The organism is Streptomyces sp. NPDC087263, assembly GCF_044744645.1.
In the GTDB taxonomy this organism is placed as follows: domain Bacteria; phylum Actinomycetota; class Actinomycetes; order Streptomycetales; family Streptomycetaceae; genus Streptomyces.
This window is the reverse complement of record NZ_JBIUYT010000014.1, coordinates 73792-98223: the sequence shown is the minus strand read 5'-3', so window position 1 is coordinate 98223 and position 24432 is coordinate 73792. Positions and strand designations below refer to the sequence as shown.

At 69.0% G+C, this 24432-nt stretch carries 23 protein-coding genes and 1 tRNA gene; 13 read left to right on the top strand and 11 right to left on the bottom strand.

Translation table 11 applies throughout. The features are described 5' to 3' along the window. Positions 1–87: 87 nt before the first annotated feature. The gene (locus ACIPC1_RS35910) at positions 88–567 is read right to left on the bottom strand and encodes a hypothetical protein (RefSeq protein ID WP_402524930.1); all 480 of its coding nucleotides are present in this window, start codon (positions 565–567) and stop codon (positions 88–90) included. A 92-nt stretch (positions 568–659) separates the two neighbouring features. Further along, the gene (locus ACIPC1_RS35905) at positions 660–2099 is read right to left on the bottom strand and encodes an MDR family MFS transporter (protein WP_402524928.1); all 1440 of its coding nucleotides are present in this window, start codon (positions 2097–2099) and stop codon (positions 660–662) included. A 172-nt stretch (positions 2100–2271) separates the two neighbouring features. Between ACIPC1_RS35905 and ACIPC1_RS35900 the strand changes: the two genes are divergently transcribed. Next, complete coding sequence (locus tag ACIPC1_RS35900; protein ID WP_402524926.1) at positions 2272–3033, top strand: phosphoglyceromutase; 762 nt, start codon at positions 2272–2274, stop codon at positions 3031–3033. Positions 3034–3453: 420 nt separating this feature from the next. Here the strand turns inward: ACIPC1_RS35900 and ACIPC1_RS35895 are convergent, their stop codons facing one another. After that, a complete protein-coding gene (locus ACIPC1_RS35895) occupies positions 3454–4386 on the bottom strand; it encodes an LLM class flavin-dependent oxidoreductase (RefSeq protein ID WP_402524924.1) in 933 nt (310 codons plus the stop codon). 112 nt (positions 4387–4498) lie between these two features. Here ACIPC1_RS35895 and ACIPC1_RS35890 point away from each other — a divergent pair, with 112 nt between their 5' ends. Then, positions 4499–4987, top strand: coding sequence for a MarR family winged helix-turn-helix transcriptional regulator (locus ACIPC1_RS35890; protein WP_402524921.1), 489 nt, complete (start codon positions 4499–4501; stop codon positions 4985–4987). A 441-nt stretch (positions 4988–5428) separates the two neighbouring features. After that, a complete protein-coding gene (locus ACIPC1_RS35885; protein ID WP_402524918.1) occupies positions 5429–5635 on the top strand; it encodes a hypothetical protein in 207 nt (68 codons plus the stop codon). 67 nt (positions 5636–5702) lie between these two features. On the opposite strand, the gene ACIPC1_RS35880 is transcribed toward ACIPC1_RS35885, so the two are convergent. From ACIPC1_RS35880 to ACIPC1_RS35870, 3 genes are all read right to left on the bottom strand, one after another. After that, positions 5703–5777 (bottom strand) — tRNA-Trp (locus ACIPC1_RS35880). 230 nt (positions 5778–6007) lie between these two features. Beyond that, a complete protein-coding gene (locus ACIPC1_RS35875; protein WP_402524916.1) occupies positions 6008–6361 on the bottom strand; it encodes a hypothetical protein in 354 nt (117 codons plus the stop codon). A gap of 381 nt (positions 6362–6742) precedes the next feature. Further along, positions 6743–7159, bottom strand: coding sequence for a glycosyl hydrolase (locus ACIPC1_RS35870; protein ID WP_402524914.1), 417 nt, complete (start codon positions 7157–7159; stop codon positions 6743–6745). Between the two features lie 199 nt (positions 7160–7358). Here ACIPC1_RS35870 and ACIPC1_RS35865 point away from each other — a divergent pair, with 199 nt between their 5' ends. Next, complete coding sequence (locus tag ACIPC1_RS35865) at positions 7359–7643, top strand: hypothetical protein (protein ID WP_402524912.1); 285 nt, start codon at positions 7359–7361, stop codon at positions 7641–7643. A 108-nt stretch (positions 7644–7751) separates the two neighbouring features. Then, positions 7752–8099 (top strand): hypothetical protein, encoded by a 348-nt coding sequence (locus tag ACIPC1_RS35860; protein WP_402524910.1) that lies wholly within the window; start codon positions 7752–7754, stop codon positions 8097–8099. A 109-nt stretch (positions 8100–8208) separates the two neighbouring features. On the opposite strand, the gene ACIPC1_RS35855 is transcribed toward ACIPC1_RS35860, so the two are convergent. The 4 genes from ACIPC1_RS35855 to phoU all read right to left on the bottom strand — a co-directional run bounded on the left by ACIPC1_RS35855 (position 8209) and on the right by phoU (position 13789). Continuing rightward, positions 8209–11322 carry an FG-GAP-like repeat-containing protein gene (locus ACIPC1_RS35855; protein ID WP_402524908.1) on the bottom strand — a complete coding sequence of 1038 codons (3114 nt, stop codon included), beginning with the start codon at positions 11320–11322 and terminating at the stop codon, positions 8209–8211. 242 nt (positions 11323–11564) lie between these two features. Then, the gene (locus ACIPC1_RS35850) at positions 11565–12524 is read right to left on the bottom strand and encodes an SMP-30/gluconolactonase/LRE family protein (protein WP_402524906.1); all 960 of its coding nucleotides are present in this window, start codon (positions 12522–12524) and stop codon (positions 11565–11567) included. 247 nt (positions 12525–12771) lie between these two features. After that, positions 12772–12924, bottom strand: a complete 153-nt coding sequence (locus ACIPC1_RS35845; protein WP_365445923.1) for a hypothetical protein — start codon at positions 12922–12924, stop codon at positions 12772–12774. A gap of 175 nt (positions 12925–13099) precedes the next feature. After that, entirely contained in the window at positions 13100–13789 is a 690-nt protein-coding gene (gene phoU, locus ACIPC1_RS35840; protein ID WP_402524904.1) for a phosphate signaling complex protein PhoU, read from the bottom strand. Positions 13790–14026: 237 nt separating this feature from the next. On the opposite strand from phoU, the gene ACIPC1_RS35835 reads away from it, so the two are divergent. Both ACIPC1_RS35835 and ACIPC1_RS35830 read left to right on the top strand, forming a co-directional pair. Beyond that, positions 14027–15301 (top strand): sensor histidine kinase, encoded by a 1275-nt coding sequence (locus ACIPC1_RS35835; RefSeq protein ID WP_402524902.1) that lies wholly within the window; start codon positions 14027–14029, stop codon positions 15299–15301. Beyond that, the gene (locus ACIPC1_RS35830; RefSeq protein WP_402524900.1) at positions 15298–15978 is read left to right on the top strand and encodes a response regulator; all 681 of its coding nucleotides are present in this window, start codon (positions 15298–15300) and stop codon (positions 15976–15978) included. The genes ACIPC1_RS35835 and ACIPC1_RS35830 overlap by 4 nt, the downstream gene beginning before the upstream one ends. Positions 15979–16196: 218 nt before the next feature. Here the strand turns inward: ACIPC1_RS35830 and ACIPC1_RS35825 are convergent, their stop codons facing one another. Continuing rightward, positions 16197–16859 (bottom strand): DUF461 domain-containing protein, encoded by a 663-nt coding sequence (locus ACIPC1_RS35825; protein WP_402524898.1) that lies wholly within the window; start codon positions 16857–16859, stop codon positions 16197–16199. A 658-nt stretch (positions 16860–17517) separates the two neighbouring features. Between ACIPC1_RS35825 and ACIPC1_RS35820 the strand changes: the two genes are divergently transcribed. The 6 genes from ACIPC1_RS35820 to ACIPC1_RS35795 all read left to right on the top strand — a co-directional run bounded on the left by ACIPC1_RS35820 (position 17518) and on the right by ACIPC1_RS35795 (position 24354). Continuing rightward, positions 17518–18000, top strand: coding sequence for a CarD family transcriptional regulator (locus ACIPC1_RS35820; protein ID WP_003953493.1), 483 nt, complete (start codon positions 17518–17520; stop codon positions 17998–18000). 420 nt (positions 18001–18420) lie between these two features. Further along, positions 18421–19173, top strand: coding sequence for a 2-C-methyl-D-erythritol 4-phosphate cytidylyltransferase (ispD, locus tag ACIPC1_RS35815; protein WP_384380681.1), 753 nt, complete (start codon positions 18421–18423; stop codon positions 19171–19173). Further along, positions 19163–19684, top strand: a complete 522-nt coding sequence (gene ispF, locus ACIPC1_RS35810) for a 2-C-methyl-D-erythritol 2,4-cyclodiphosphate synthase (protein WP_402524896.1) — start codon at positions 19163–19165, stop codon at positions 19682–19684. Before ispD ends, ispF begins: the two co-directional genes overlap by 11 nt. A gap of 212 nt (positions 19685–19896) precedes the next feature. Further along, positions 19897–21297, top strand: coding sequence for a cysteine--tRNA ligase (gene cysS, locus ACIPC1_RS35805; protein ID WP_402524893.1), 1401 nt, complete (start codon positions 19897–19899; stop codon positions 21295–21297). A gap of 120 nt (positions 21298–21417) precedes the next feature. After that, positions 21418–22359 carry a 23S rRNA (guanosine(2251)-2'-O)-methyltransferase RlmB gene (gene rlmB / locus ACIPC1_RS35800; RefSeq protein WP_402524891.1) on the top strand — a complete coding sequence of 314 codons (942 nt, stop codon included), beginning with the start codon at positions 21418–21420 and terminating at the stop codon, positions 22357–22359. A 294-nt stretch (positions 22360–22653) separates the two neighbouring features. Beyond that, on the top strand, positions 22654–24354 hold the full coding sequence (locus tag ACIPC1_RS35795) for a DoxX family protein (protein WP_402524888.1): 1701 nt from the start codon (positions 22654–22656) through the stop codon (positions 24352–24354). Positions 24355–24432: the final 78 nt, after the last annotated feature.

Genomic DNA, 24432 nt, shown 5'->3' with positions numbered 1-24432 from the left:
GCCGGTAAGTGGTCTTTGCGGGAAGGGAGTTGAGGCGCCTACACCGGGGACGCGATTGGTGTCGCGTCTGGTTCAGCATCGCTGAAGCTATGCGCCGCGCGGGGCGAAACCCGACCACTGGCCTCCTGTGGGGCGACGGGTCGCCAGCCACACACCGCGGCCCAGCGCCCAAAGGAGCAGCCCGGCCACCGCCGGGACCATGAAGAAGACGACCAGCCCGGCACCGATATTGGCGCCGATGACACCCGCCGTCAGGATTCGCCAGCCTGTCCCGACCAGCAGTCCGGCCATGACCAGCGGCGCCAGTACCCCCCACCAACGCTTGTCCAGACCGCCACTCCGCGAGGCCCGTACGAGCAGCGCCGCGCCAACTCCCGCCAGCAGCAGGGCCGTTGCGCCCAGCACGCCGGCCGGGCCGTCCGAGATCCCCAACGGCTCGAAGGCGTAGTCGAGTTGAGAGGCAGGCAGCTCCGTGGAGTTCTGCTGTCCCATCAGCCCCCATGCGGCCACCGGCACGGCCGCGACCAGGACGGTGGCGGCGGTCAGAAGCGTTCCCCGATTCGTCATGCGTCCAGCGTGGCGGCGGGGGGCCGGGGGGACATGAGCATGCGTACTCATGCCGGGTGGGTGGGGGACTCAGGTGGGGGGTGTGCGTTGGCTCAAGCCGTGCAGGGTCCTGCGGTCGCGTCGGTTCGTGCCGTCGTGCGGGCTTCCGCAGTCGCGTCGGTTCCTGCCGTCGTGCGGGCTTCCGTAACTGTGTCGGTTCCCGCAGTCGTGCCGGCACGGTTGCGGAGGGAGCCGGCCCCCTCCGCCTTCGCGGTGACGGGCGATGGTGTGGCCGTAGCCGTAGCCGTAGCCGTAGCCGTAGCCGTAGCCGTAGCCGTAGCCCACGACTCCTCCGCCGGAAGCTTTCGCATCAGCACCCCGTACCCCACCCCCGCCACCGTCCCAACCACCGCGCACAGCCCCCACAGCCACTCCGCGCCGAAGCGGTCGATGACGAGGCCGGACATCAGCGGTGCGACGAGTGAGGCGAGGGCCCAGGACAGGGTGTACATGCCCTGATAACGGCCGCGGCCGTGTACCGGGGAGAGCCGGACGACGAGCCCCGTCTGGGTGGGCGCGTTGACGATCTCCGCCAGGGTCCACACGCACACGGTGAGCGCGAAGACGCCGACCGACCCGGCGAAGGCGGTGAGCCCGAAGCCGTACCCCGCGAGGATCGACGAGATGACGAGCAGCCGCTTGGGATCCCGGTGCTCGATGAAACGGGTGACCGGGATCTGCAGAACGACGATGAGCACACCGTTGACGGCGATCGCCATGCCGTAGTCGGCCGGGGTGAAGCCGGCCTCGCCCATCGCGACCGGGAGGCCGACGGACCCCTGCTGGAAGACGACGGCGACGAGGAAGGACAGGCCGACGACGGTCATGAAACGCCGGTTGCGCAGCACGGTCCCGAGCCCGACGCCATCCCCGTCTTCGGTCTCCTTGGCGACCTGGACCGGCCGGGACTCCGGGACCTTCGCGAAGACGACGAGCGCGCAGACGAGGGTCATTCCGGCCTCGATGAGGAAGCCCGCGAGGTAGCTGAACTCGGCGATGAAACCGGCGGCCACGGAGGAGACGGCGAAGCCGAGGTTGATGGCCCAGTAGTTGATCGAGAAGGCCCGTACGCGATCCTCGGGCCGCACGATGTCGGCGATCATCGCCTGCACGGCGGGCCGCGAGGCGTTCGACGTGGCCCCCACCAGAAAGGCGACGCTCGCGATGGCGACCGGGCCGTGCATGAACCCGAGCAGTGCGACGGAGCCCGCCGTGGACACCTGCGCGATCAACAGGGTGGGCCGTCGCCCGAGCCGGTCGGTCATCACACCCGCGCCGAGCGAGGAGACGACACTGCCGAGGCCGAGCAGGGCGGCGACGAGACCGGCGTACGAGGCGGAGTAGCCGCGGTCGATGGTCAGGTACAGGGCCATGAAGGTGGCGACGAAAGCACCGAGCCGGTTGACGAGGGTGCTGGTCCAGAGCCACCAGAACTCGCGGGGGAGTCCGGAGACGCTCTCGCGGACGGCACGTCTCATGACGGCGATTGGCATCGGGACCCCACGGATGTAAGCGGCTCGGGCAGTAGGCGCAACTTACAAATGACGGCCCTCGCATGGCCACTCAATTAACAGAAGCAGTCAACTGTCCGCTCCGCTGTCTGTCCGCCGTCCGCTCTACGGCCCCGGGGCTCACGGCCCCACGGGTTGGATTACGCTCGGAGCCATGGCCGACGCACCGTACAAGCTGATCCTCCTCCGCCACGGCGAGAGCGAATGGAACGCGAAGAACCTGTTCACCGGTTGGGTGGACGTCAACCTCAACGAGAAGGGCGAGAAGGAGGCAGTACGCGGCGGTGAGCTGCTCAAGGACGCCGGCCTGCTGCCCGACGTGGTCCACACCTCGCTCCAGAAGCGCGCGATCCGCACCGCCCAGCTCTCACTGGAGTCCGCGGACCGTCACTGGATCCCGGTCCACCGCTCCTGGCGCCTGAACGAGCGCCACTACGGCGCCCTCCAGGGCAAGGACAAGGCCCAGACCCTCGCCGAGTTCGGCGAGGAGCAGTTCATGCTCTGGCGCCGCTCGTACGACACGCCGCCGCCCGCCCTTGAGGACGGCACGGAGTTCTCCCAGTCGGCCGACCCGCGCTACGCGTCGATCCCACCGGAGCTCCGCCCCCGCACGGAGTGCCTCAAGGACGTAGTCCTCCGCATGCTCCCGTACTGGTACGACGGCATCGTCCCCGACCTCCTCACCGGTCGTACGGTCCTGGTCGCGGCCCACGGCAACTCCCTCCGCGCCCTCGTCAAGCACCTCGACGACATCTCCGACGCCGACATCGCAGGCCTCAACATCCCCACGGGCATCCCCCTCGCCTACGAACTGGACGCCTCCTTCAAGCCCCTCAACCCCGGCGGCACCTACCTCGACCCGGACGCCGCAGCGGCCGCGATCGAGGCGGTCAAGAACCAGGGCAAGAAGAAGTAGGTTCCGTGATCGTGCCTCCCACCTGCGCGAACGGCGCGAATGGGAGGCATTTTCATGGCCTGGGACCACGGGAGCGCGTTCGGGCTCCCATGGGCGACGCGTCGGGCGCCCATTGCGGGGGCAGGGCCACTTTGCGCGAGTCGCAGGGGTTCCGGCGCAGGCAACCGTCCGCCATGGGGGCCGAGAGCTCAGCTCGAACGCGGAGAAGATGACGTGGGCGTACGGAGCTGGAGATGTCGGAGGCTACGCGCAACGTCGTTGTGCCGGTCAGGGCACGGGCTACCGGGCTCGCGGAGTCTCGCCCCGAGCGCGGCACCCCCGGAAGGCGAATCGTCAAGACGTGTGGATCAGTTGAGGTGTGTCAGCGTGGGCGATCTGGGCAGGGAGGGCTCTTCTGACGGGTGGCGGACAGCCCTGTCATCAGAGTTCTCCGATTGCATCGCGTACGGGTGTGATGATCTCGTCGGCGAGCCACCGCACGGCTTGTGAGGGATAGGGGCTCCGCAGGCTCAGCACGATGTGTGTCATGCCTGCGGCGATGAGCTCCGTGACGGCCTTGCGGTCGGTGGCCGGGTCGTCGTAGGAGACGATGTACTGCACGGAGCGGGTGATCGTCCGTGGGTCACGGCCGATGGTGGCGCAGTGGTCGTCGAGAACGGCACTGCGCTCGGTGATGTAGTCCAGGGTGTTGTGCGGCGGTCCGGGAATGTTCCAGATGTCGGCCTGCTCGGCGACCAGGCGGAGCGTCCTGTTTCCCCAGCCGCCGATCAGCAGGGGCGGTCCTGACCTCTGAACAGGTTTCGGCTCGTTGCGGTTGCCGGTCAGGGTGTAGTAGTCCCCGTGGAAGTCGAAGACGTCCCGCGTCCACATGCCGCGCAGGATGGCGACGGTTTCCTCCAGGCGGGCGATGCCTTCGGCGGGCGGCACGAGCGTGAGGCCGTAGGCCGCGTACTCCGCGACGGCCGGATTCTCGCCGGCGATGCCACCCGCGTGGGGCGGCTGCACGGTGCCGCCGACGCCGAGGCCCATGATCAGGCGGCCCCCGGAGATCACGTCGACCGTGGTGGCGATTTTACCGAGGACGGCGGGCGGCCGGATCCGATTGCTCGTCACGAGCAGGCCCAGCCGCAGCCGCTGGGTCCTGGCGGCCAGGGCGCTCAGCAGGGTCCACCCCTCGAGGATCTGCCCATCCTTGGGACCGGCGATCGGCATGAGGTGGTCCCACAACCATGCGTCCGCGATTTCGGGCAGGTCGTCGGCCTCCTGCCACACGCGGAGGATGTCCTCGTAGGGGACCCGCATGGGGGTGGTCTTGAGTCCGAATGTCACGGAGGGGAGGTGCTGGTCGGACATGGTTGCCACGCGCCCTTCGATTTGACGCGCCGCCGTTGACGACGGCGTAATCATCATCAGCGTAGCTGATCGTCAGCAATGCTGACGATCAGCTCCTGGATACGCTGTGCCCATGACTCGCGACGCACCGCCCGAGGTCCTCTCCTCCCGCCTCGGTTATCTGCTCAAGCACGCGTACCTGCGGTTGACCGAGGAGTCCGCGCGGGCCTTGGCGTCGCACGGAATCGACGGCCGTGAACTGGCGGTTCTCGCCGTGCTCGACGCGCATGACGAGCTGTCTCAACTGGAAGTGGCGGGCAAGCTGGGCATCGACCGCACGACGATGGTGGCCTTCGTCGACACGTTGGAGGGCAAGGAACTCGTCGAGCGCCGCCGCAGCCCCCAGGACCGACGCAAGAACATCGTGCGGTTGACGCCGACCGGGCGGGAGCGCCTTCGCGACGCCGAATTCGCCCGCCAGGAGATGGAACGCCGGTTCCTCGCCCCGCTCTCCAGTACGGACGCCACGTGCTTGGTCCGCGCCCTACAGTCCCTCACAGGGGCCCCGACGAGCGCTGGCAAGGCGCCTGACGCGGACGGTGACGGCGGCCCACATCCCTAGGGTCTGTGTGGAGTCGTGATCTCGCGGGGCCCGGCTCGGGAGGGTCGGGGCCTTTGGAGTGAAACGGTGGGGTGTCTCGACCTCAATTTTCCGCTGGGCCGTCCCTGGGCCGTCCGAGGTCGCTCAACGTTGGCCAAGGACGACCGACGACAACCACCAGGCGCACGAGCCCACCGCCCCTGAGCAGCGAAAACGCAGGTCACCGAGATCTCCGACAACACCCAGGGCAAGAAGAAGTAAGCAGAGCTGAAGAAGCCCCCTACCTGCGGGTTTCTCGTAGGTAGGGGGCTTGTTGCTGTACTGGTGCCTCAGGTCTGCTCAGACCCCGGGGCGGGAGGGGCGCCGTTCACGAGTGTCGGCGGATCCGTGGTGAACGTCGTGGGAGCTGGGAGTGACTGGTGAGTTGGGATGGGTAGTGAAGGCCCGCTGTAGCGTGACCGCATGGAGGAACCCAGGATCAAGGTGTACGGCTCAGCAACCGAAATCACCGTTGCGGCCAATGCTGCGGGGTTGCGCGACTTGGCTGAGCGACTCATGGGGCTCGCAGATCCCGAACTCAAGGACGGGTACCACGAGCATCTTGAGGGTGGCATCAATATCGAAGAGGGCTCGGTCAGCCTGATCCTGGTTCGAGACGAAGCGCTGTAGGGCCCCACGCCCACCCAGCACCAGTACTGGCTGGCGCACGGCAGAGACGCCGGATACGGCGAGAAGGCGGAACCGGCCGGATTCGAACCGGCGTCCTCGCGATTTTGGAGACCGCGCGCGACGACCTCTGCGCTACAGCTCCGCCCCCTCGGCCATCCTAAGGACTCCCGCGGCCGCCGAGGTGGTACCCGTGTCCTTCCCGTGCCGTTCGGCCGGGAACCGACGGGGAACCACGGTTGCTGACGGACTGCGCGTATAAAACAACCCCGACCGATTCGCGTGGTCAGGGGCCGTTCAACCGCGGTGGGTGTGGGTTTTGGACCCACTGCGACATCGCTGCCACGACGGGTTCCAAGGTCGCTTACAGAGTTGTCACTGCGCAGTGGCGAGGGCGAACAATCCCGCCCCGCCGCCGAGAAGCAGTAGCTGCACGGTGCCGGAGATGCGCCATCCCAGAGCAAGCAGACCACCGCCGGTGAGCACCGCACCCCCGGTCAGGAACCACATCGCTTGCCGAGCAAACCGAGGCGCGTCCGGTGGATTGGACTCGTCGTAGCTGTCGGCCCACCCTGTGATCCCGTAGCCGTACACCAACCAGGCGATCACCATCAGGTCGACCAGGAGCAGCGCCAGACTGACTCCCACCTGCTGACCGGTCGACGGCTTGCTCGGACGCTTCATTTCCACCACCGTTCCAGCTGTCGCCAATCCTGCGCCGAACCGCATGGAACGTAGCTTGCGGGCTTCATCCCGCACTCCGCATGAGTACGCCTACTCAAGCGGCGTGAGCGACCACCGCGGGGTGCGCTCATTGAGCCCGGCCCAAGTACGGCCAACTGGTCGGCCACGCTTCTCACCGTGGGATCAAAGCCACGTGCGCCAGACGTGCCGGGTGTTCGGTATGTCAGGGCGGTCAAGGAGCCACAGCACGTAGCTCGCGTGAAGCTGTGCCGCAGGGTTGGCCGAGTGCTTCGCACGGTGAAGCCTGTCGCGCAGCTCGTTTCCGCAAAGCACCGTTGGGAGTCGCGCGCTCTGGGTCGCCGGGAACGCGTGCACCCCGCTGGTGAGCGCTCCCTCGGAGGCTCTCCAGCGGGGTGCGGGCGCCGCCTAGTACCAGCCGGTGCAGGTGATCGTCGTGTTGTAGCCGGAGTCGCCGCAGGCCCGCATCAGCTGGCCGTTGCGGTCACGCCAGGCCTCGGTGTAGACGCTGGTTCCCGCGTCGACCTCGCGCCAGCCCAGCTGCGGCTCCCAGGTGCGCCCGCCGTCGCTGCTGCGGTCCACCCAGACGTGCATGCCGGCGGCGCCGTTGGTGACGCGGCCCCACGCACAGGTGTTGTCCCCGGAGCCGTTCACCCGCAGCTCGAAGAGCTGGCCGCGGCCGCCGGTCGCCGACCGGGCGGTCCCGGCGTTGTTGGTGGTGCAGCCGTCCGCGGCACTGGCGGTGGTGGATCCGGCCATGGTCAGCAGACCGGACATCATCGCCACCGCGGAAGCAGCGGCGGCCATCTTCTTGTTCACGCGCATGTTCTGTTTCCCCCTACAAACGCCTGAGGCGCTCTGTTGTCGTGGTCTCAATTCTGGTCGGGCACAAGGGGCCCGACCACCTCGGACAACAGAGGTTGACCTGCGCGCGAGAGGCGTGCTGGATCACGTTTCTCAAGATCAAGATAACGAGACTGCGGGCAGTAGTTCGGCTACCGCGGTGGCTGTCATCATGGGTGGGATGGCAGACGGGCAGCTACCGGCAGGGTGGACTCTGGAGGGGATCCGCAAGGTCTCCGGCGATCGGGGGGCCACGGCTCTTGACACCGATCGCGTAGTGACGTGGCTGGGATGGCCGGCAAAGGATGAACGCCTCTGTCCTGAGATCGTCTTGGGGTTCCATGGACTGTGTCTGTTGAAGCCCGTCAACGACGAGGACTGGTACATGGGCAGTCTGAACGACGACGGCAGTATCGGTTGCTGGTGCGCCTACGACGATCTCCACGAGGCGCTTCGTGGCCTGTAGAGCCGAAAGTATCCGCTTCAGGTCAGCACGAGAAGGTGCGCCTCAATTTCCGTCCCGTTCAGTTGCGTTCGCAGGCGCACGCAGCGTGGTGGGGGAATGGTGGCAGCAATGACCTGGGGCATCGTGGGCATGGGAGCCCTCTTCGTCGTGGCCGCCGCGTACTGGCGCCTCGTGGAGCAAGAACAGGTAAGCCGCGGAGCGGATGCCTTTCGCTTCCGCTGCTACCGCGTGTGGTTTCCCCTCATCATCGGTGTCGCGGCACTGGGCAGGCTTCCCCGAGCTCTGAACGCCTCGTTCCCGGTCGTGGTCGTGTCCGACGTGTTGAGCTTTGCGCCTGTCGTCATTGTGGTCGGGCTGGGATCGGTGGCGGCTGCCAGAAAGCCGGGCTCGGGAGCTCGCACCACAACCGCACCAGATCGAGCGGGAACAGCGGAGAACAGCGGGGAACCAAAGTGAAAGCGGCCCAGCGAGAAGAGCCCGCAACCCAGCCGCTCAACCAGGTCAGCAACCAACAGCCCCACGATTCCGCAGCCGGGCCCGTGGGCCCGGCGCTGCGCCGCCGACGTCAGAACACCCCCTTGTACGCCTGCCAGCCGGTGGCGATCTTCGTGCGGCCGCCGAAGGAGCCCTTGCCGTTGCCGTTGTTGCGCCACACGTTGCCGGAGGTGTCGCGGGAGATGATGTCTGCCTTGCCGTCGCCGGTGAGGTCGCCGACGCCGACGATGGCGTTGTAGGAACCTCCCCAGGCCGAGAACAGCTTGACGCGCGCCTTGAACGTGCCGTTGCCCGTGCCGAAGTACCGGTACAGGTTGTTGGACTTGTCCTGGGCGATCAGGTCGCCGATGCCGTCGCCGTTGAGGTCGCCGACGCCCACGATCTTCTTGTACGTCTTCCAGTTGTCGTAGAGCTTCACGCGCGCCGAGAGCTTTCCGGAACTCGTCCCCTTGTAGAGGTAGACGGCTCCCGTGGCGGAGTTGCGGGCAATGAGGTCGGGGCGGCCGTCGCCGCTGACGTCGCCGGGCGAGGTCAGCACGTCGTACTGGTTCCAGCCCTTACCGAGCGAGGTGTACGGCGTGCTCGTGGTGAAGGCCTGCCCGCGCCTGGTCCGGTACACCCGGAGTTCGCCGCTGCTGAACCGTACGAGGATGTCGTTGCGGCGGTCGCCGTTGAGGTCGCCGAACGGGACCGGCGTCACGGAGGAGGGCCAGCCCGAGGCCGACACGCCGGCGCCGAGGGCGCCCGTCCCGTTGCCCGGCCGGTAGCTGATGACGCCGGACGAGCTGAGGGTCAGGGCGTCGCCGGTTCCGTCGGGTGCCCAGGTGGCGCTGTTGGTGAAGTCGTGGCGTACGGCGGCTCCGTTGGACACCTTCACCGTCTGGGACACGGTCAGCGGCGTTCCTGAACCGTCGGCGGGCGGGGCCGTCAGCTTGAAGGTGTACGTGCCGTTGGGGACGAACGCGCCCTTGGTGTCGCGCGTGTCCCAGCGCGCGGTCAGGTTGCCGCTGACCTCCCCGCCGGAGAGCGTACGGACCACGGCGCCGGTGGTCTTGCTGGTGAGCGTGGCCGTCCAGGAGGCGGCGGGCTTGGAGAGCAGCCCGCGCCACTGCCACCACGGGCTGCCGGCCGAGTCGCTCTCCTCCGCGTTGTCGGTCACCTCGGACTCGGTGACCGCGAGCCGCTGGGTGGCCACCTCGCTGGGCACCAGGTGGATCCGCTGGTCCGCGTCGACGTAGGCCGCGGGTCCGCCGAACTTGTCCACGGTCCAGGTCACCCCGCGCAGACTGGAGGTGCCCGCCGCGAGGTCGCCGATCTTGCGGGTGGCCGCGGTGCCGTCGGCGAAGTCGGTGAGCAGGAGCGCCCCTGCGGACGTGTCGTGCCGGACGAGGTAGCCGTCACCGAGCAGGGCCTCGCCCGACGGGACGGGGATGTTCTTCTTCGCCGTACGGTCCCAGACGCCCGCCGTCGCGGCCGTGCCGCAGGACCAGTAGATCCAACGGCCCACCGCCTGGAGCTCCTTGGGGACACACGGAGCGCCGGTGCTGACGGTTTCGGTGGTCTTACCGGTCTTGAGGTCCTTGGCCGTGACGACACCGGTGCCGGAACCCGGCGTCCACAGGCTGGTCCCCCAGACGGAGGCGGCCGTGACGGAGCGGGTGAGGATGGGCTGCAGATCGCTGTAGACGCCGAGGTCGCCGACGTACTGCTTGGCGGGGGACGAGCCGTTGACGATGGCGTAGCGGCCGGTGATGTCGAGGACGGTTCCGGCGGCCGAGGGCAAATAGAAGAAGCCGGCCTCGTCGGTCTTGTCGAGGGATCCGACGTACGAGCCGACGGTGGGGTCGGAGTCGGCCGTGAACGTCACCGCGCGACCGTCCCCCGTGGTGTACGGGCCCACGTCGAAGCCGTCCCAGTCTCCCCAGGTCGGCGCCCCCGGCGTTCCGTCGGCGGCGATCCGCCGCGTGTAGTAGGCGCCCAGGAAGCTGCTGTCGGCCTCGTCGGTGGCCAGGGTCCCGTTCTGCAACGACAGCCGGTCGATCCTCGCGGGCACCGACGGTACGGCGGTCAGCTCTGTCAGCGTCGGGGTGTCCGCCCCCGTGTCGGTGACCCGGCGTACCGCCCAGTGCCCGGCGTCGGCGCCGCCGACGGCCAGCAGACTGCCGTCCGGTGCCGTGACGAGGGAACTGTTCGCGTGCCGGAGCAGGGTGATCGGGTCACCGCCCGTGAGGGGGACGGCCATCAGCCGCTCGCCGGAGTCGTTGGTCAGGTCGTGCGAGCCCGACGGCACGGAACGGGCCACCACCAGCCAGCGTCCGGCGATGCCCACGTACGGCGTGCCGCCCTCCGTGCTGGGCAGCGTCACCGTCGTCTCTGCGGCGGAGAGGTCGGCGCGGTCCAGGACGTGTGCCGACGTGCTGCCGGACCACCAGACCAGCCGGTCCGCGCTCAGCGCGACGCCGGTCGGGGCGGCAGGGACGACCACATCGCCGGTGACCCTCGCGCCGGCCAGGTCCACCAGCGCCAGGTGCCGCTCGCCGTTCGCCGACACATAGCCGATGACGGCGCTGCCGCTGTCGCCGCCCAGGACGGTGAAGTTGGTCGTGATTCCGGTCGGCCATCCGTCGACCAGGGTGCCGTCGGCGGGGGCGCCGTCGCCGTAGAGCCACAGCACGCGGTTGCCCGCGGTGTCCCGGGCCTGGGTCAGCACATGGGTGCCGAAGGTCGCCCCGTACGTGCCGTGGGTGAGGGCGACGTCCGTGGCCGTACCGGCGGAGAGGTCCCTGAGGACGACCTTCTGCGTGGGCGAGACGACATCGGCCACGACGTCGGACGACGATCCGAGGTACGCGGGGAGTTCGAGTCGGGCCAGGTCGCCCAACTCGGTCGTCGTACCGGTGTCGTACGACGTCCACAGGTAGCCGGAACGCCCCTCCTGGGCATGCAGATAACCGCTGGGTCCCGCGGTGTGGATCCGGTCCTTGCGCGGTATGTAGCGGTCCGCCTGGAAGACCTTCTCCGCCGCGAGGGCGGTGCCGCTGACACCGTTGGTGGCGCTCACGGCGTTGGTGTCCCCGACACCGTTGTCCGCGTCGGCCGTGACGGCGAGCGGGCCGGGACCGGCGGTCACGGCTAGGACTGCCAACGCGGCGACGACGCCACGGGCGGTAGTACGACGGGCCATCGTCGCCTCCTGGGATGCCGAACAGAAAAGGCGTGACGGGATGGTGGCGGCCGATCAGGCGCGCGTCGACGGTGCTGCGAAAATGTCCAGCCCCCCGGCTGCCCCCCATGCACAGCGGCATGAGAGTAACAGCAGACCCAGGAGCCTCAGCAGCAGCGGGGGCAGCAGAGAGCTGGGGCGGCAGAGAAGGCAGCCGCGGCCCGGCACCGCCGGGCCGCACCCACTCCACTCTCCGGGAAGGATCAGAGCGGAACAGCCACGCCGTTGAACGTCGTGTCCGGCAACTGCGGGCTCGTGAAGCGGGCGTTGACGAGGTAGAGGCGGTTGCCGAAGCGGGCGGCCGTGGTGGGTACGTCGAAGCGCGGGTCGGTGATCGTGCGGCGCAGGGTGGCGGTGGTGGCCTTGGCGTCGAGGTCGAACACGGTGACGAGGTTGAGGCGGTTCTGTACGACGTACAGCGTGCGGCCGATGCGGACGAGGCCGTCGCCGTTGACGACGGTCTCCGCGCCGACCAGCGTGATCCTGGTGGCGTACCCGGTCTTGAGGTTCACGTTGTAGAGCTCGCCCGGGCTGCTCTTGACGACGATCAGGCCGCGGCCGTCCGGGGTGCCGACGATGCCGTTGGCGTTGTTCACGTCCGGTGTCTGGACCCAGTCGCCGGTGAGCGGCAGGGCGCGGACCGCCCCGCCACGGCCGCGCGGTACGCCGTGCAGCACCGCGTCGCGCGAGTCGGTGAACCAGGCGCGGTCGCCGAGCAGGATGACGTCGTTGATGAAGTGGCCTGTCGCCTCCGTCAGTTGGTGCGTGGTCACCAGTTCGCCGGTGCGGGAGTCGTGGATCCGCGCGATGCCCGTGCTTCCGGCGACGTAGAGCAGGCCGTCGTCGTCCAGCTTCAGGCCGACGGACACCAGGCCGGTGCCGCCCGCGAATATGACCTCGCCCTCGCCGGTGCGCAGGTCCGTGCGGAGGATGGCGCCGTTCGCACGCGAGCCCATGTACGCGTACGGCTTTCTGCCGATGGTGATCCCCTCGGGGAGGAAGCCGTCGGGGAGCGGGAACTCGGTCGGCCACGAGGCCTCCGGGGTGGCAGCGGCGGCGCTCGCCGTGCCGGCGCCGGTACCGGCCGCCACCGCGAGTGCGGCGACGGTGGCGCCGCCGAGAACGGCACGCCGGGACGGCTGGGGACGGTGGTTCTGGGTCATGGTTCCAGGCCTCCGTGAAGAGTGGGGGTGGGACTCCGCGAACTGCGAACTGCGAACTGCGAACTGCGGACTCAGCAACGCAGTAACTCAGTAACTCGCTTTACCGTTCCTTTAATTCGCAACGGACCGTCCCCTTCCGGGGTTCCCGGCACCCCAGGGCGAGGGCACACGAGGCGAGCACACGCAAAGAGGCCCCGTCATGACGACGGGACCTCTTCTACGTACGTATATGTACGTGTCTACGCGATCAGCCGCACTGGCAGGGATTGCCGGACTGGCATCCGCATCCGCACCCCGAGCCGCAGCCGCAGGCGCCGAACAGTGGAAGGTTCTTGATCTCGGCGGGCTGCTGGGTGTCGCTGTCCTGTGTGGGGTCGGGCGTGCTGGGGGATTCGGCCATGGGTCCCTCCTTCAGGCACGAGGTGTGCGAGGCACGCTGCGCCGCACCGCTCCTGTCGCCCATTTCATGCCCACTCCGGCGGGCGCATCAACGGCGCATGCTCGGCGCACCGAGTCTTTCGCGCGCCCCCGGAGTGCGGCCCGGAGTGCGGGACGAGCCAGGCACCGGGTCCGGATCAGGCCCCCTCGACCCCCGTCACCGGCTGAATGTCGGGCTGGATCTCGTCCGCGTGCTCGCCCGTCACGAGGAACACGACGCGCTTGGCGACGGACACCGCGTGGTCGGCGAAGCGCTCGTAGTAGCGGCCCAGGAGGGTGACGTCCACTGCGGTCTCTATGCCGTGCTTCCACTTGTCGTCCAGCAGGTGCTGGAAGAGTGTGCGGTGCAGGAGGTCCATCTCGTCGTCGTCCTGCTCCAGCTGGAGCGCGAGGTCGACGTCCTTGGTGATGATGACCTCGGCCGCCTTGGCCATCAGACGCTGGGCGAGCTGGCCCATCTCCAGGATGGTGGCGTGCAGGTCGTGCGGGATCGCCCGCTCGGGGAAGCGCAGCCGGGCCAGCTTCGCGACGTGCTGGGCCAGGTCGCCGGAGCGCTCCAGGTCCGCCGACATACGGAGCGAGGTGACCACGATCCGCAGATCCGTCGCCACCGGCTGCTGGCGGGCCAGCAGGGCGATCGCCCGGGCCTCCAGCTCGTGCTGAAGATCGTCGACCTTCTCGTCGGCGGCGATCACGCTCTCCGCGAGCTTCAGGTCGGAGTCGAGGATGGCCGTCGTGGCGCGTCCGATCGCCGACCCGACGAGCCGGGCCATCTCGACCAGGCCCTCGCCGATCGAGTCAAGTTCCTCGTGGTACGCGTCCCGCATCAGGTTGTCCCTCTCTCACGTCAGCTTCGGGGTTCCGGAGGCTGGATCCTGACCAGCGGAATTGGCCACCGAACAGGCCCCGTGAACCCCACGCTCCCACGGTCCGGCCTGTACGCGTCCGTTTCCGGCCCCCCAAATGAACCATCACTGGCTCCTGGGTGAACTCTGGGCGACGAGTGTTCGAGGTCGCACCCGGATGGCTGTGGCCCGGGCTGACGACATGCCTAACCTGGAGGCATGGACGTGAACGCGGCGGTCGCCGCAGCGGCAGCGATCGCCGGAGTGCTTACCGGTGTCATCGCCATGCTGGCGTTCCGCTGGAGCGAGCGCGACCTGAAACGCCCTACCCGCACCTCGCTGCATACGGATCCAGTGCTTCCGCCCGGTGTGGACACGGTGCTGTCCGTGCTCCGCTCCTCCGCCGTCGTACTCGACGAGGCGGACGCCGTGGTCAAGGCCAGCTCGGCCGCGTACGCCCTGGGGCTGGTGCGCGGCGGCAAACTCGCCGTCGATCCGATGCTCCAGATGGCACGTGACACCCGCCGTGACGGGGAGATACGGCAGGTGGAGCTGGATCTGCCGCGGAGGGGGACGGGACGCGGAGAAGCCCTCGCGGTCTCCGCCCGGGTGGCGCCGCTCGGCTCCCGGCTCGTACTCCTCCTCGTCGAGGACCTCACCGAGGCGCGGCGCATCGAGGCCGTACGGCGCGACTTCGTCGCGAATGTCAGCCACGAGCTCAAGACCCCCGTCGGCGCGCTCAGCCTGCTCTCCGAAGCTGTCATGGACGCTTCGGACGACCCGGAGGCGGTGGAACGATTCGCCGGGCGGATGCAGATAGAGGCCACTCGGCTCACCAACCTCGTACAGGAGCTCATCGACCTCTCCCGGGTCCAGAACGACGACCCTCTGGAGGACGCCGAGCCGGTACGGGCCGACGACCTCGTCGCCGAGGCGGTCGACCGCTGCCGCCACCAGGCCGGCACCAAGCAGATCACCATGGCCGCGGGTGGCACCGCCGACCTGAGAATCTGGGGCAACAGGGGTCAGCTGGCCGCCGCCCTGGGCAACCTCGTGGAGAACGCCGTCAACTACTCGCCCGCCCGTACCCGGGTGGGCATAGCCGCGCGCCGGGTGACCGGGCCCGGCGGAGACCTCATCGAGATCGCCGTGACCGACCAGGGCATCGGCATCTCCGAGAAGGACAGGGAGCGCGTCTTCGAGCGCTTCTACCGCGTCGACCCGGCTCGTTCCCGTGCCACTGGTGGTACGGGGCTGGGGCTCGCGATCGTCAAACACGTGGCCGCCTCGCACGGCGGGGAGGTCACGGTGTGGAGTGCCGAGGGTCAGGGCTCCACGTTCACCCTGCGGCTGCCGGAGGCGGGTGCGGCCCGCGACCGCGTGACCACACACCACATGCCCGGCCTCGACGAAGAGGACGAGCAGCCCACCGACGGGACGACCACCGTCACATCCCCGTTTGACCCGCTCCCTGCCCCGGAGGTCCTTCCGTGACCCGTGTGCTCGTCGTCGAGGACGAGGAGTCCTTCTCCGACGCCCTGTCGTACATGCTTCGCAAGGAGGGCTTCGAGGTCGCCATCGCGACCACCGGGCCCGACGGCCTGGACGAGTTCGAGCGCAACGGCGCCGACCTCGTTCTCCTCGACCTGATGCTGCCCGGCCTGCCCGGTACGGAGGTCTGCCGTCAGCTGCGCAACCGCTCCAACGTTCCGGTGATCATGGTCACCGCCAAGGACAGCGAGATCGACAAGGTCGTCGGACTGGAAATAGGGGCTGACGACTACGTCACCAAGCCCTTCTCCTCCCGCGAGCTGGTCGCCCGTATCCGCGCCGTGCTCCGCCGCCGCGGGGAGCCGGAGGAGGTCAGCCCGGCCGCTCTGGAGGCCGGGCCCGTCCGGATGGACGTCGACCGCCATGTGGTCACCGTCTCGGGCTCCAAGGTCGACCTCCCGCTGAAGGAGTTCGACCTCCTGGAGATGCTCCTGCGCAACGCGGGCCGCGTCCTGACCCGTATGCAGCTCATCGACCGCGTATGGGGCGCCGACTACGTCGGTGACACCAAGACGCTCGACGTCCACGTCAAGCGTCTGCGAGCGAAGATCGAGCCCGACCCGGGGGCACCGCGCTACCTGGTGACGGTGCGCGGCCTGGGATACAAGTTCGAGCCGTAAACCGACCTCGTAAACGGACCTCGTACAGCGACCTCGTAAAAGCGATGTCGTACGGCGGTCGTCTCTCGTACGTCGGGTCTCCTGAGTCGGGTCTCTTCCGCCGACTCCCATACGTCGGCTCTCTCGCGTCGACTGCTTGCGCACGACGAAGGCACGACGAAGGGCGGTACCCCTCGGGGTCCCGCCCTTCGTGCGTGCGTGGCTCGGTCGGCGGCCGACTACTCCGTGGGCGAGGCCGTCACGCTCGCCGAGGCCGAGTCGGTGGGGGTGGCCGACGAGGTGTCGGACGGCGACTCCGAGAGCGAGGCGGACGTGGTGGCGGACGGCTCGGTGCTCGCGGTGGCCGTGGCGTCCGGCGTCGCGGGCACCGCGCTCGGGCCCCACCCGGCGAAGTAGCTGTCGGCCGGCACGACGAACGCGCGCAGGCTCACATCACCCGTCTGGCTGAAGCTGAAGGTGATTTTCTGGGCGTTGCCGTCCGTGATGGCGTCGTTGCCACTGGCCAGCACCGCCGCGGCGTTGTTCTTGCCGCCGAGGATGACGTAGCCGCCCGCCGGGATCGTCAGTTTGCCGGTGCCCTTGGCGGGCTTGATCTTGGCGGTCTTGCCGCTGTCGGCGACGGTGATCGAGTCCAGCGTCTGCGCGGTGTCACCGTTGTTGAACACGGTCGCGGAGATCGCGGCCGGGCCCGTCGCCTCCAGATCCGGCTGGGTGATGACGACGGCGTTCTGGATCTTGATGTGGCCGACCGAGGTCGCGGCGTTGTCCGGCTTCACTTCCAGGGTCTGTGCGTTGTTGCCTGCGGCGCACGCGGCGAGTGAGGCGATCGAGAACGCTAGGGCGGCGGCGGCGAGAGCGCCGCGTCGAAGGCTGCTGCTCACGGCTGCGGCAACTCCTTGAACGTGGGAAGAAACAGGGCGGCTCAGTTGTAAAGCCGCCCTAAGGGTCTGTCAGCGGCCTTAGGTTACCGAGCCGTTCCCACGCCGCCGCACCCGACCCGCCCCTACGCACCGACGGGCTCTCGTGCGCCGTGCGCGCGCCCCGCCCGTCACGCCCGGTTCCTCCGTCGCTTCTGCTCCTTTGAGTGCGTACTCGTCCGCCATTCACATAACTGCCACTGACTGCTGCTTGCGGATTTCACACAGGGAATGTCCGGCTGTCCAGAAAAATTGATCATCAGTAGATCATCGGCAGTTCACCGACTGGATCAGCTGATGTTCATCGACAGTCGTGATCAATTCCGGATTCGCCCCGCACCCGACTCCGGTCACCGAACGGAGTAGCGGAAGTCGAGCTCTTGGGTCCGGACAAAACGGGACGTTCAGACCCTGGTCAGGTGCTTCGGGGGTGTGTAACGTGCGGGTTTCACTTCCCCTGGACAGCGGCTCCCACCTGCGAATACCCTCTTGCGCTCCCCCCTCGCAGCACGTTCCTGTTGCGGTTGTCAAGCCCCGAGATATGCCCTGACCTGCGAAAACGCCATTCAGAAGACGCCGTTTCCGTGTTACCCTGGATAGCCACGGAAGGGGTACCTGTCACATGACGTTCAAGGTTGGCGACACCGTGGTCTATCCCCATCACGGGGCCGCGCTGATCGAGGCCATCGAAACTCGCCAGATCAAAGGCGTGGACAAGACCTACTTGGTGCTGAAGGTCGCCCAGGGCGACCTGACGGTGCGTGTGCCAGCGGACAATGCGGAGTTCGTCGGCGTGCGTGATGTGGTCGGTCAGGACGGACTGGACCGGGTCTTCGAGGTGCTGCGCGCGCCGTACGCCGAGGAGCCCACGAACTGGTCACGTCGTTACAAGGCAAATCTGGAGAAGCTCGCCTCCGGCGATGTCATCAAGGTCGCGGAAGTCGTACGTGACCTGTGGCGTCGTGAGCGCGAGCGTGGACTCTCCGCCGGTGAGAAGCGCATGCTCGCCAAGGCCCGGCAGATCCTGGTGAGCGAGCTCGCCCTCGCGGAGAACACGAACGAGGACAAGGCCGAGGCCCTGCTCGACGAGGTTCTCGCGTCCTGACGCCGGTCGCCGAGACGGTAATCGTTGTGACGACGGTAATCGCCCCGACGTACGCAATCGCCGAGACGGCAGTCGTCTTGACGTACGCATAAGCCTGCGCAGTGCAATTGAGATGCGTGCAATGAATGCCGCGGTGCCCGATGACGCATTAGCTGTCGCCGGGCGCTGCGGCATGTTCATGCCCGCACCTACTCTTGGTCGCGTTCATACCCGCACCCAGTTCGGGAAGCGGTACTGCCCGGTGCCAGAATTGCGACGGCCCCGCACACCTGCTTGGTGCCTGCCTACCTGCGTGCTCCGAACCCGGGCAGCTGCCTCGACCGGATGTCACGGAAGGGGTCCGGTCAAGGTTTCGCTCGAGCAGCGGGTACGACCAGGCCATACCCACCTCGGCCGAGCACACAAACCTGACAGGAACCGATGTCTGACGATTCGCGTCTCTCGCCTCCGGGAGCACGTACCGCCGCCGTGATTCCCGCCGCCGGCCGGGGCGTGCGCCTCGGTCCGGGAGCCCCCAAGGCGCTCCGCGCGCTGAACGGCACACCGATGCTCGTCCACGCGGTCCGTGCGATGGCCGCGTCCCGTGCCGTCTCGCTGGTCGTCGTCGTGGCCCCGCCGGACGGCGCCGCCGAGGTGAAGACCCTGCTCGATGCGCACGCCCTGCCCGAGCGGACCGACTTCCTCGTCGTCCCCGGCGGGGAAAGCCGTCAGGAGTCCGTGAAGTACGGCCTGGACGCGCTGCCTCCCGGCATCGACATCGTCCTCGTGCACGACGCGGCCCGCCCGCTCGTGCCCGTCGACACCGTGGACACGGTCATCGAGGCCGTACGGGACGGCGCCCCCGCCGTCGTACCGGCTCTGCCGCTCGCCGACACCGTCAAGGAGGTCGAGCCCGCGACCGTTCCGGGCGCGCCCGAGCCTGTCGTGGCCACGCCCGAGCGGGCGCGGTTGCGGGCCGTGCAGACTCCGCAGGGGTTCGACCGCGCCACCCTGGTACGGGCCCACGACACCGTCACCGACGATGTGACCGACGACGCGAGCATGGTCGAGCAGCTCGGGCTGCGGGTGGTGGTCGTGCCCGGGCACGAGGAGGCGTTCAAGGTGACGCGGCCGCTGGATCTGGTGCTGGCGGAGGCGGTTCTCGCGAGGCGGAGGGCGAACGATGGGTTCTGAGGGTTCTGAGGGGTCTGAGAAGTTCAGGGCTCCCGTGTTGCCCCAGGTCGGGATCGGTACCGACATCCACGCCTTCGAGGACGGGCGTGAGCTGTGGTGCGCCGGGTTGCTCTGGGAGGGGGAGGGGACCGGGCTCGCGGGGCACTCCGACGCGGACGTCGTCGCGCACGCCGCGTGCAACGCGCTGTTCTCCGCCGCCGGGCTCGGGGACCTCGGTGCCCACTTCGGTACCGGGCGGCCGGAGTGGTCCGGGGCGTCGGGCGTGACGCTTCTTACGGAGGCTGCCCGGATCGTCCGTGCGGCGGGGTTCGTCATCGGGAACGTCGCGGTGCAGGTGGTCGGGGACCGGCCGAAGATCGGCAAGCGGCGGGACGAGGCGCAGAAGGTTCTGTCGGACGCGGTGGGGGCGCCGGTGTCGGTCTCCGGAGCCACGACCGACGGGCTCGGGTTCCCGGGGCGGGGGGAGGGGCTGATGGCGGTGGCTACGGCGTTGGTGGTGCGGGGCGGCTGAAGGCGGGTTCGTTTCGCCCCTTCCGCCCCTACCCGTCCCCTCTCCCTGGGGGCTGCCGCTCCCGGATCCCTGCTGTCGGCCTGGACGGCCTCGTCAACGGCCTCGTCAACGGCCTCGTCCTCAAACGCCGGACGGGCTGAGATGTCACGAATACCTGCTCCATGGCCAGGAAGGGTCGCGGGGCACTACCCACCGCCCACTACCCTGGAGTGGTGACGATTCGCCTGTACGACACCAGCGCCCGGCAGATCCGTGACTTCAATCCGCTCGTCGCGGGCTGTGTCTCGATCTACCTCTGTGGTGCCACCGTGCAGGCCGCACCGCACATCGGGCACATCCGCTCGGGCCTCAACTTCGACATCATGCGCCGCTGGTTCGAGTACCGCGGCTATGACGTGACGTTCATCCGGAACGTCACGGACATCGACGACAAGATCATCACGAAGTCGGCCGAGCAGGGCCGCCCTTGGTGGTCGATCGGCTACGAGAACGAGCGCGCCTTCAACGACGGTTACGACGTACTCGGCTGCCTGCCGCCCACGTACGAGCCGCGCGCCACCGGGCACATCACCGAGATGGTCGAGATGATGCGCGGCCTCATCGAGCGAGGGCACGCGTACGAGGCGGACGGGAACGTCTACTTCGACGTGCGGTCGTACGACGGGTATCTGGAGCTGTCCAACCAGGAGCTGGACAATCTCCAACAGCCGTCCGGCGTCGGCGAGACCGGCAAGCGGGACCCGCGTGACTTCGCCATGTGGAAGACCGCAAAGCCCGGTGAGCCGACGTGGGAGACGCCCTGGGGGCGCGGCCGGCCCGGCTGGCACCTGGAGTGCAGCGCGATGGCCCACAAGTACCTGGGTCCCGCCTTCGACATCCACGGTGGCGGACTCGACCTGATCTTCCCGCACCACGAGAACGAGATCGCGCAGGCCAAGGCGTTCGGCGACGAGTTCGCCAAGTACTGGGTGCACAACGCCTGGGTCACCATGAGCGGCGAGAAGATGTCGAAGTCCCTCGGGAACTCGGTGCTCGTGAGCGAGATGGTGAAGAACTGGCGGCCCATCGTGCTGCGCTACTACCTCGGCACCCCGCACTACCGCTCGATGATCGAGTACAGCGAAGAGGCCCTGCGCGAGGCCGAGTCGGCGTTCGCGCGCATCGAGGGCTTCGTACAGCGGGTGGTGGAGAAGGCGGGGGGCGTGGTCGAGCCCGCCGCCGAGGTCCCGCCCGCCTTCGCCGAGGCGATGGACGACGACCTGGGCGTGCCCCAGGCGCTCGCCATCGTGCACACGACGGTCCGGCAGGGCAACAGCGCGCTGGCCGCCGACGACAAGGAAGCCGCCGTCGCACGTCTCGCCGAGGTGCGGGCCATGCTCGGTGTCCTCGGGCTCGACCCGGTCGACCCGCACTGGGCCGGTGAGGGAGAGCGCGGCGAAGATCTGCACGGCGTCGTCGACACCCTCGTACGCCTGGTGCTCCAGCAGCGCGAGGCGGCGCGCGGCCGCAAGGACTGGGCCACCGCCGACGCGATCCGCGACCAGCTCAACCAGTCGGGGCTCGTCATCGAGGACGGTCCGCAGGGGCCGCGCTGGACGCTCGGGCCGCGCTGAGGGCCCCCGGCCGACCCCGTCGACCTTGATCGATTGTGCCGCTCGGGCCTCCGGGCGGCACACTGCATATACGTATGTACGCACGCTTCACGCTTTCCAATGAGCAGAGACAGGTAGGTCATGGCCGCTAACAACCGCCGCATGTCCGGCAAGAAGGGCGCGCAGGTCGGCAGTGGCGGCCAGCGACGCCGGGGTCTGGAAGGCAAGGGCCCGACCCCGCCCGCCGAGGCGCGCAAGGGTCACAAGAAGAACCGCGTCGTCAACGCCAAGGCGAAGCAGGCCGTACGCCGTCCCGCGGCGCGCGGCCGTGGCGGCAAGGGCACGTCCGAGATGGTCGTCGGGCGCAACCCCGTCGTGGAGGCGCTGCGCGAGGGCGTCCCCGCGGTGACGCTGTACGTGCAGCAGTTCATCGACAACGACGAGCGGGTGCGCGAGGCGCTCCAGCTGGTCGCGGACCGCGGTGGCGTCCACCTCATGGAGGCGCCGCGCCCCGAGCTGGACCGGATGACCAACGGCCTCAACCACCAGGGTCTCGTCCTCCAGGTCCCGCCGTACGAGTACGCGCACGCCGAGGACCTCTCGTCCGCCGCGTACGACGCCGGCCAGGACCCGCTGATCGTCGCCCTCGACGGTGTGACGGATCCCCGGAACCTGGGCGCCATCGTCCGCTCCGTCACCGCCTTCGGGGGCCACGGCGTGGTCGTGCCCGAGCGGCGCGCGGCCGGCATGACCGCCGGCGCCTGGAAGTCGTCCGCCGGCACCGCGGCCCGTACCCCCGTCGCCCGCGTCACCAACCTGACGCGCGCCCTGGAGGCGTACAAGAAGGCGGGCATCGCCGTCGTCGGTCTCGCCGCCGACGGTGAGGTCGAGGTCGGCGAGCTGGCGGCCCTGGGCGGTCCCGTCGTCATCGTCGTCGGCAGCGAGGGCAAGGGACTGTCCCGGCTCGTCGGGGAAACCTGCGACTTCCGGGTGCGGATTCCGATGCCGGGTGGCGCGGAGTCGCTGAACGCCGGTGTCGCGGCCGGTGTTGTCCTGTATGAGGCGGCTCGGCGTCGGGCGTGACGCCGACGGCCGGAGTCCGGCGCAGGCGCTCGAAGCCGCGAAGCATGCGAGTGCGGCAGCGGGGATGGGTCCTGTGACCACCGGGTGCGGGTTCCGACGCCCGGTGGTCGCAGGTCGCTGAACGCCGGTGTCGCGGCGGGAGTTGTGCTCCACGAGGGGGCACGGCGACGCGCCTGAACACCTGTCCGGGTAGTCACCCCCGTGGGGTAATCACGATGCTCCGGATGCCCTTGACGGGGTCCGGACACATCGGCGAGGTCAAAGCAGTGTCCTAAACACATGTCACTCGGTTAGATGAGTGTGGACACCAGAACACCCCGCACACCCACGGGGGACCTCTCGTCGGGATTCGACGACGCTCCCGCGCTGAGCATGGTGAAGGTGCCGAGCGATCCGGCGCAGGTCATCGTCAATCATGCGAGCTTCCGCGTGCAGCTAGGCGCCCCGCCGCGGACCCAATCCCCGCGCATCGCGCGGCACTTGAGTTCCACCGACGACACCGCGCGCATCCCCGTCGTCGGTGCCGCGGGCAGAGCGGGCGCGGCCGGTGGGGTCACCGCCGCCGGCGCCCGCCGCCGCGCGCCCGTCGTCTGGAGCGGGAAGTCCGCGCCGGACGACACCGGCGCGCACCGCCTGCTTCAGGCCGTACGGAGCACGAGCGTGGGCCACGGCGCCCCCGACCCGGCGGCCGACGCCGGAGCGACTCAGGTCATCCCGCGCATCGACGAACACCATGAACACGATGAGTACGACGGCAACATGACCGTCGAGACCGTCGAGACGCCCATCGTCGGCAGCCAGCGCAGTCACGACACCGGCGGCACCCGCCTGCTGCCGAACATGCGCACCGTGGGCAGCGCGTACGACGAACCCGGCTACGCGGACGACGAGTTCGAGGACGACTCCCGCTTCCGGGACGACGCCCGCTTCGACGACGGCGACGCCCCCACCAGGCGGCACGGCGCCGACCCGGTGCGGCACGCGTACTACCCCGGCCGCCGGATGAACCTCGGCGTCGTCCTGCTCCCGCTGCGCGTCTTCCTCGGCTTCATCTCCGTCTACGCCGGCATGGGCAAGCTCTGCGACCCCGTCTACTTCGACGGCGGCGAGCGCGGCTCCATGGTCAAGTGGCTCAACACCCTGCACCCCTGGGAAGTCGCCGAGCCACTGCGCCAGTTCGCGCTCCAGCACCCCGTCGGCGCCGGGCTCGTGATCGCCTTCCTTCAGGTCATCGTGGGCGTCCTCACGGTGCTCGGCCTGTGGCAGCGGGTCGCCGCAGTCGTCGGCGCGCTGCTGTCGGCCGCGCTCCTGCTCACCGTCAGCTGGAAGACGGTGCCCGCCTACGACGCGCCCGACATCATCTACCTCGCCGCCTGGTCCCCGCTGATCATCGCGGGCGCCCCGGTCTACTCCGTCGACGGACGTCTCGCCGGAGAGGCCTGGCGCACGCTCGGGCCGCGCGCCGAGATCTGGGAGCTGCGCCGACGGGTGCTGCGCAGGGGCGCGCTCATCGCGGCCATCGCCGTCGGCGTCACCCTGCTGGTCGGCTCGCTCCTGGGCGGCGCCGTCCGCGACGCCGACCGCATCATCGTCCCGGGCCCCGGCGAGGCCCCGCGCAACGAACTGCCCGGTTCCCCGCTCCCCGAGACGCCCGGCAAGCGCAGCGACAAGCCCTCCCCGTCGGCCTCCGAGGCGCCCACCCAGGGCGCCTCCTCGGCCCCGCCGGAGGCAGCGGCCGGCACGCCGGGCGCCGCCCGCGACACCGGCACGGGCACCGTCAGCAGCGGCCCCAGCCAGACCCAGGGCAGCGGCGGCGGCCAGGCCCCGCCTCAGCAGTCCTCACCGGCCCACCAGGCCCCGACCACCAGCGCGGGCCCGACGTCCAGCGGAGGTACGTCGGGCGGCTCCACGGGCGGCTCCGGCTCGACGGGCGGCGGCTCCGACAGCGGAGGCTCCACCGGCCAGCCCGGCCTGGTGGGCGGCCTCCTGGGGTAATTCCCTCCGGACGGTACGAGGATGGGGCCCCGCACGTGTCATGTGCGGGGCCCCATCGACGTACACCCGGAGGATCGG

Bases quoted from the DNA above. Each gene is read 5' to 3' on its own strand.
- ACIPC1_RS35910 (WP_402524930.1), bottom strand. From the start codon at position 567: ATGACGAATCGGGGAACGCTTCTGACCGCCGCCACCGTCCTGGTCGCG.
- ACIPC1_RS35905 (WP_402524928.1), bottom strand. From the start codon at position 2,099: ATGCCAATCGCCGTCATGAGACGTGCCGTCCGCGAGAGCGTCTCCGGA.
- ACIPC1_RS35900 (WP_402524926.1), top strand. From the start codon at position 2,272: ATGGCCGACGCACCGTACAAGCTGATCCTCCTCCGCCACGGCGAGAGC.
- ACIPC1_RS35895 (WP_402524924.1), bottom strand. From the start codon at position 4,386: ATGTCCGACCAGCACCTCCCCTCCGTGACATTCGGACTCAAGACCACC.
- ACIPC1_RS35890 (WP_402524921.1), top strand. From the start codon at position 4,499: ATGACTCGCGACGCACCGCCCGAGGTCCTCTCCTCCCGCCTCGGTTAT.
- ACIPC1_RS35885 (WP_402524918.1), top strand. From the start codon at position 5,429: ATGGAGGAACCCAGGATCAAGGTGTACGGCTCAGCAACCGAAATCACC.
- ACIPC1_RS35875 (WP_402524916.1), bottom strand. From the start codon at position 6,361: ATGCGGTTCGGCGCAGGATTGGCGACAGCTGGAACGGTGGTGGAAATG.
- ACIPC1_RS35870 (WP_402524914.1), bottom strand. From the start codon at position 7,159: ATGCGCGTGAACAAGAAGATGGCCGCCGCTGCTTCCGCGGTGGCGATG.
- ACIPC1_RS35865 (WP_402524912.1), top strand. From the start codon at position 7,359: ATGGCAGACGGGCAGCTACCGGCAGGGTGGACTCTGGAGGGGATCCGC.
- ACIPC1_RS35860 (WP_402524910.1), top strand. From the start codon at position 7,752: ATGACCTGGGGCATCGTGGGCATGGGAGCCCTCTTCGTCGTGGCCGCC.
- ACIPC1_RS35855 (WP_402524908.1), bottom strand. From the start codon at position 11,322: ATGGCCCGTCGTACTACCGCCCGTGGCGTCGTCGCCGCGTTGGCAGTC.
- ACIPC1_RS35850 (WP_402524906.1), bottom strand. From the start codon at position 12,524: ATGACCCAGAACCACCGTCCCCAGCCGTCCCGGCGTGCCGTTCTCGGC.
- ACIPC1_RS35845 (WP_365445923.1), bottom strand. From the start codon at position 12,924: ATGGCCGAATCCCCCAGCACGCCCGACCCCACACAGGACAGCGACACC.
- phoU (WP_402524904.1), bottom strand. From the start codon at position 13,789: ATGCGGGACGCGTACCACGAGGAACTTGACTCGATCGGCGAGGGCCTG.
- ACIPC1_RS35835 (WP_402524902.1), top strand. From the start codon at position 14,027: ATGGACGTGAACGCGGCGGTCGCCGCAGCGGCAGCGATCGCCGGAGTG.
- ACIPC1_RS35820 (WP_003953493.1), top strand. From the start codon at position 17,518: ATGACGTTCAAGGTTGGCGACACCGTGGTCTATCCCCATCACGGGGCC.
- ispD (WP_384380681.1), top strand. From the start codon at position 18,421: ATGTCTGACGATTCGCGTCTCTCGCCTCCGGGAGCACGTACCGCCGCC.
- ispF (WP_402524896.1), top strand. From the start codon at position 19,163: ATGGGTTCTGAGGGTTCTGAGGGGTCTGAGAAGTTCAGGGCTCCCGTG.
- rlmB (WP_402524891.1), top strand. From the start codon at position 21,418: ATGGCCGCTAACAACCGCCGCATGTCCGGCAAGAAGGGCGCGCAGGTC.
- ACIPC1_RS35795 (WP_402524888.1), top strand. From the start codon at position 22,654: ATGAGTGTGGACACCAGAACACCCCGCACACCCACGGGGGACCTCTCG.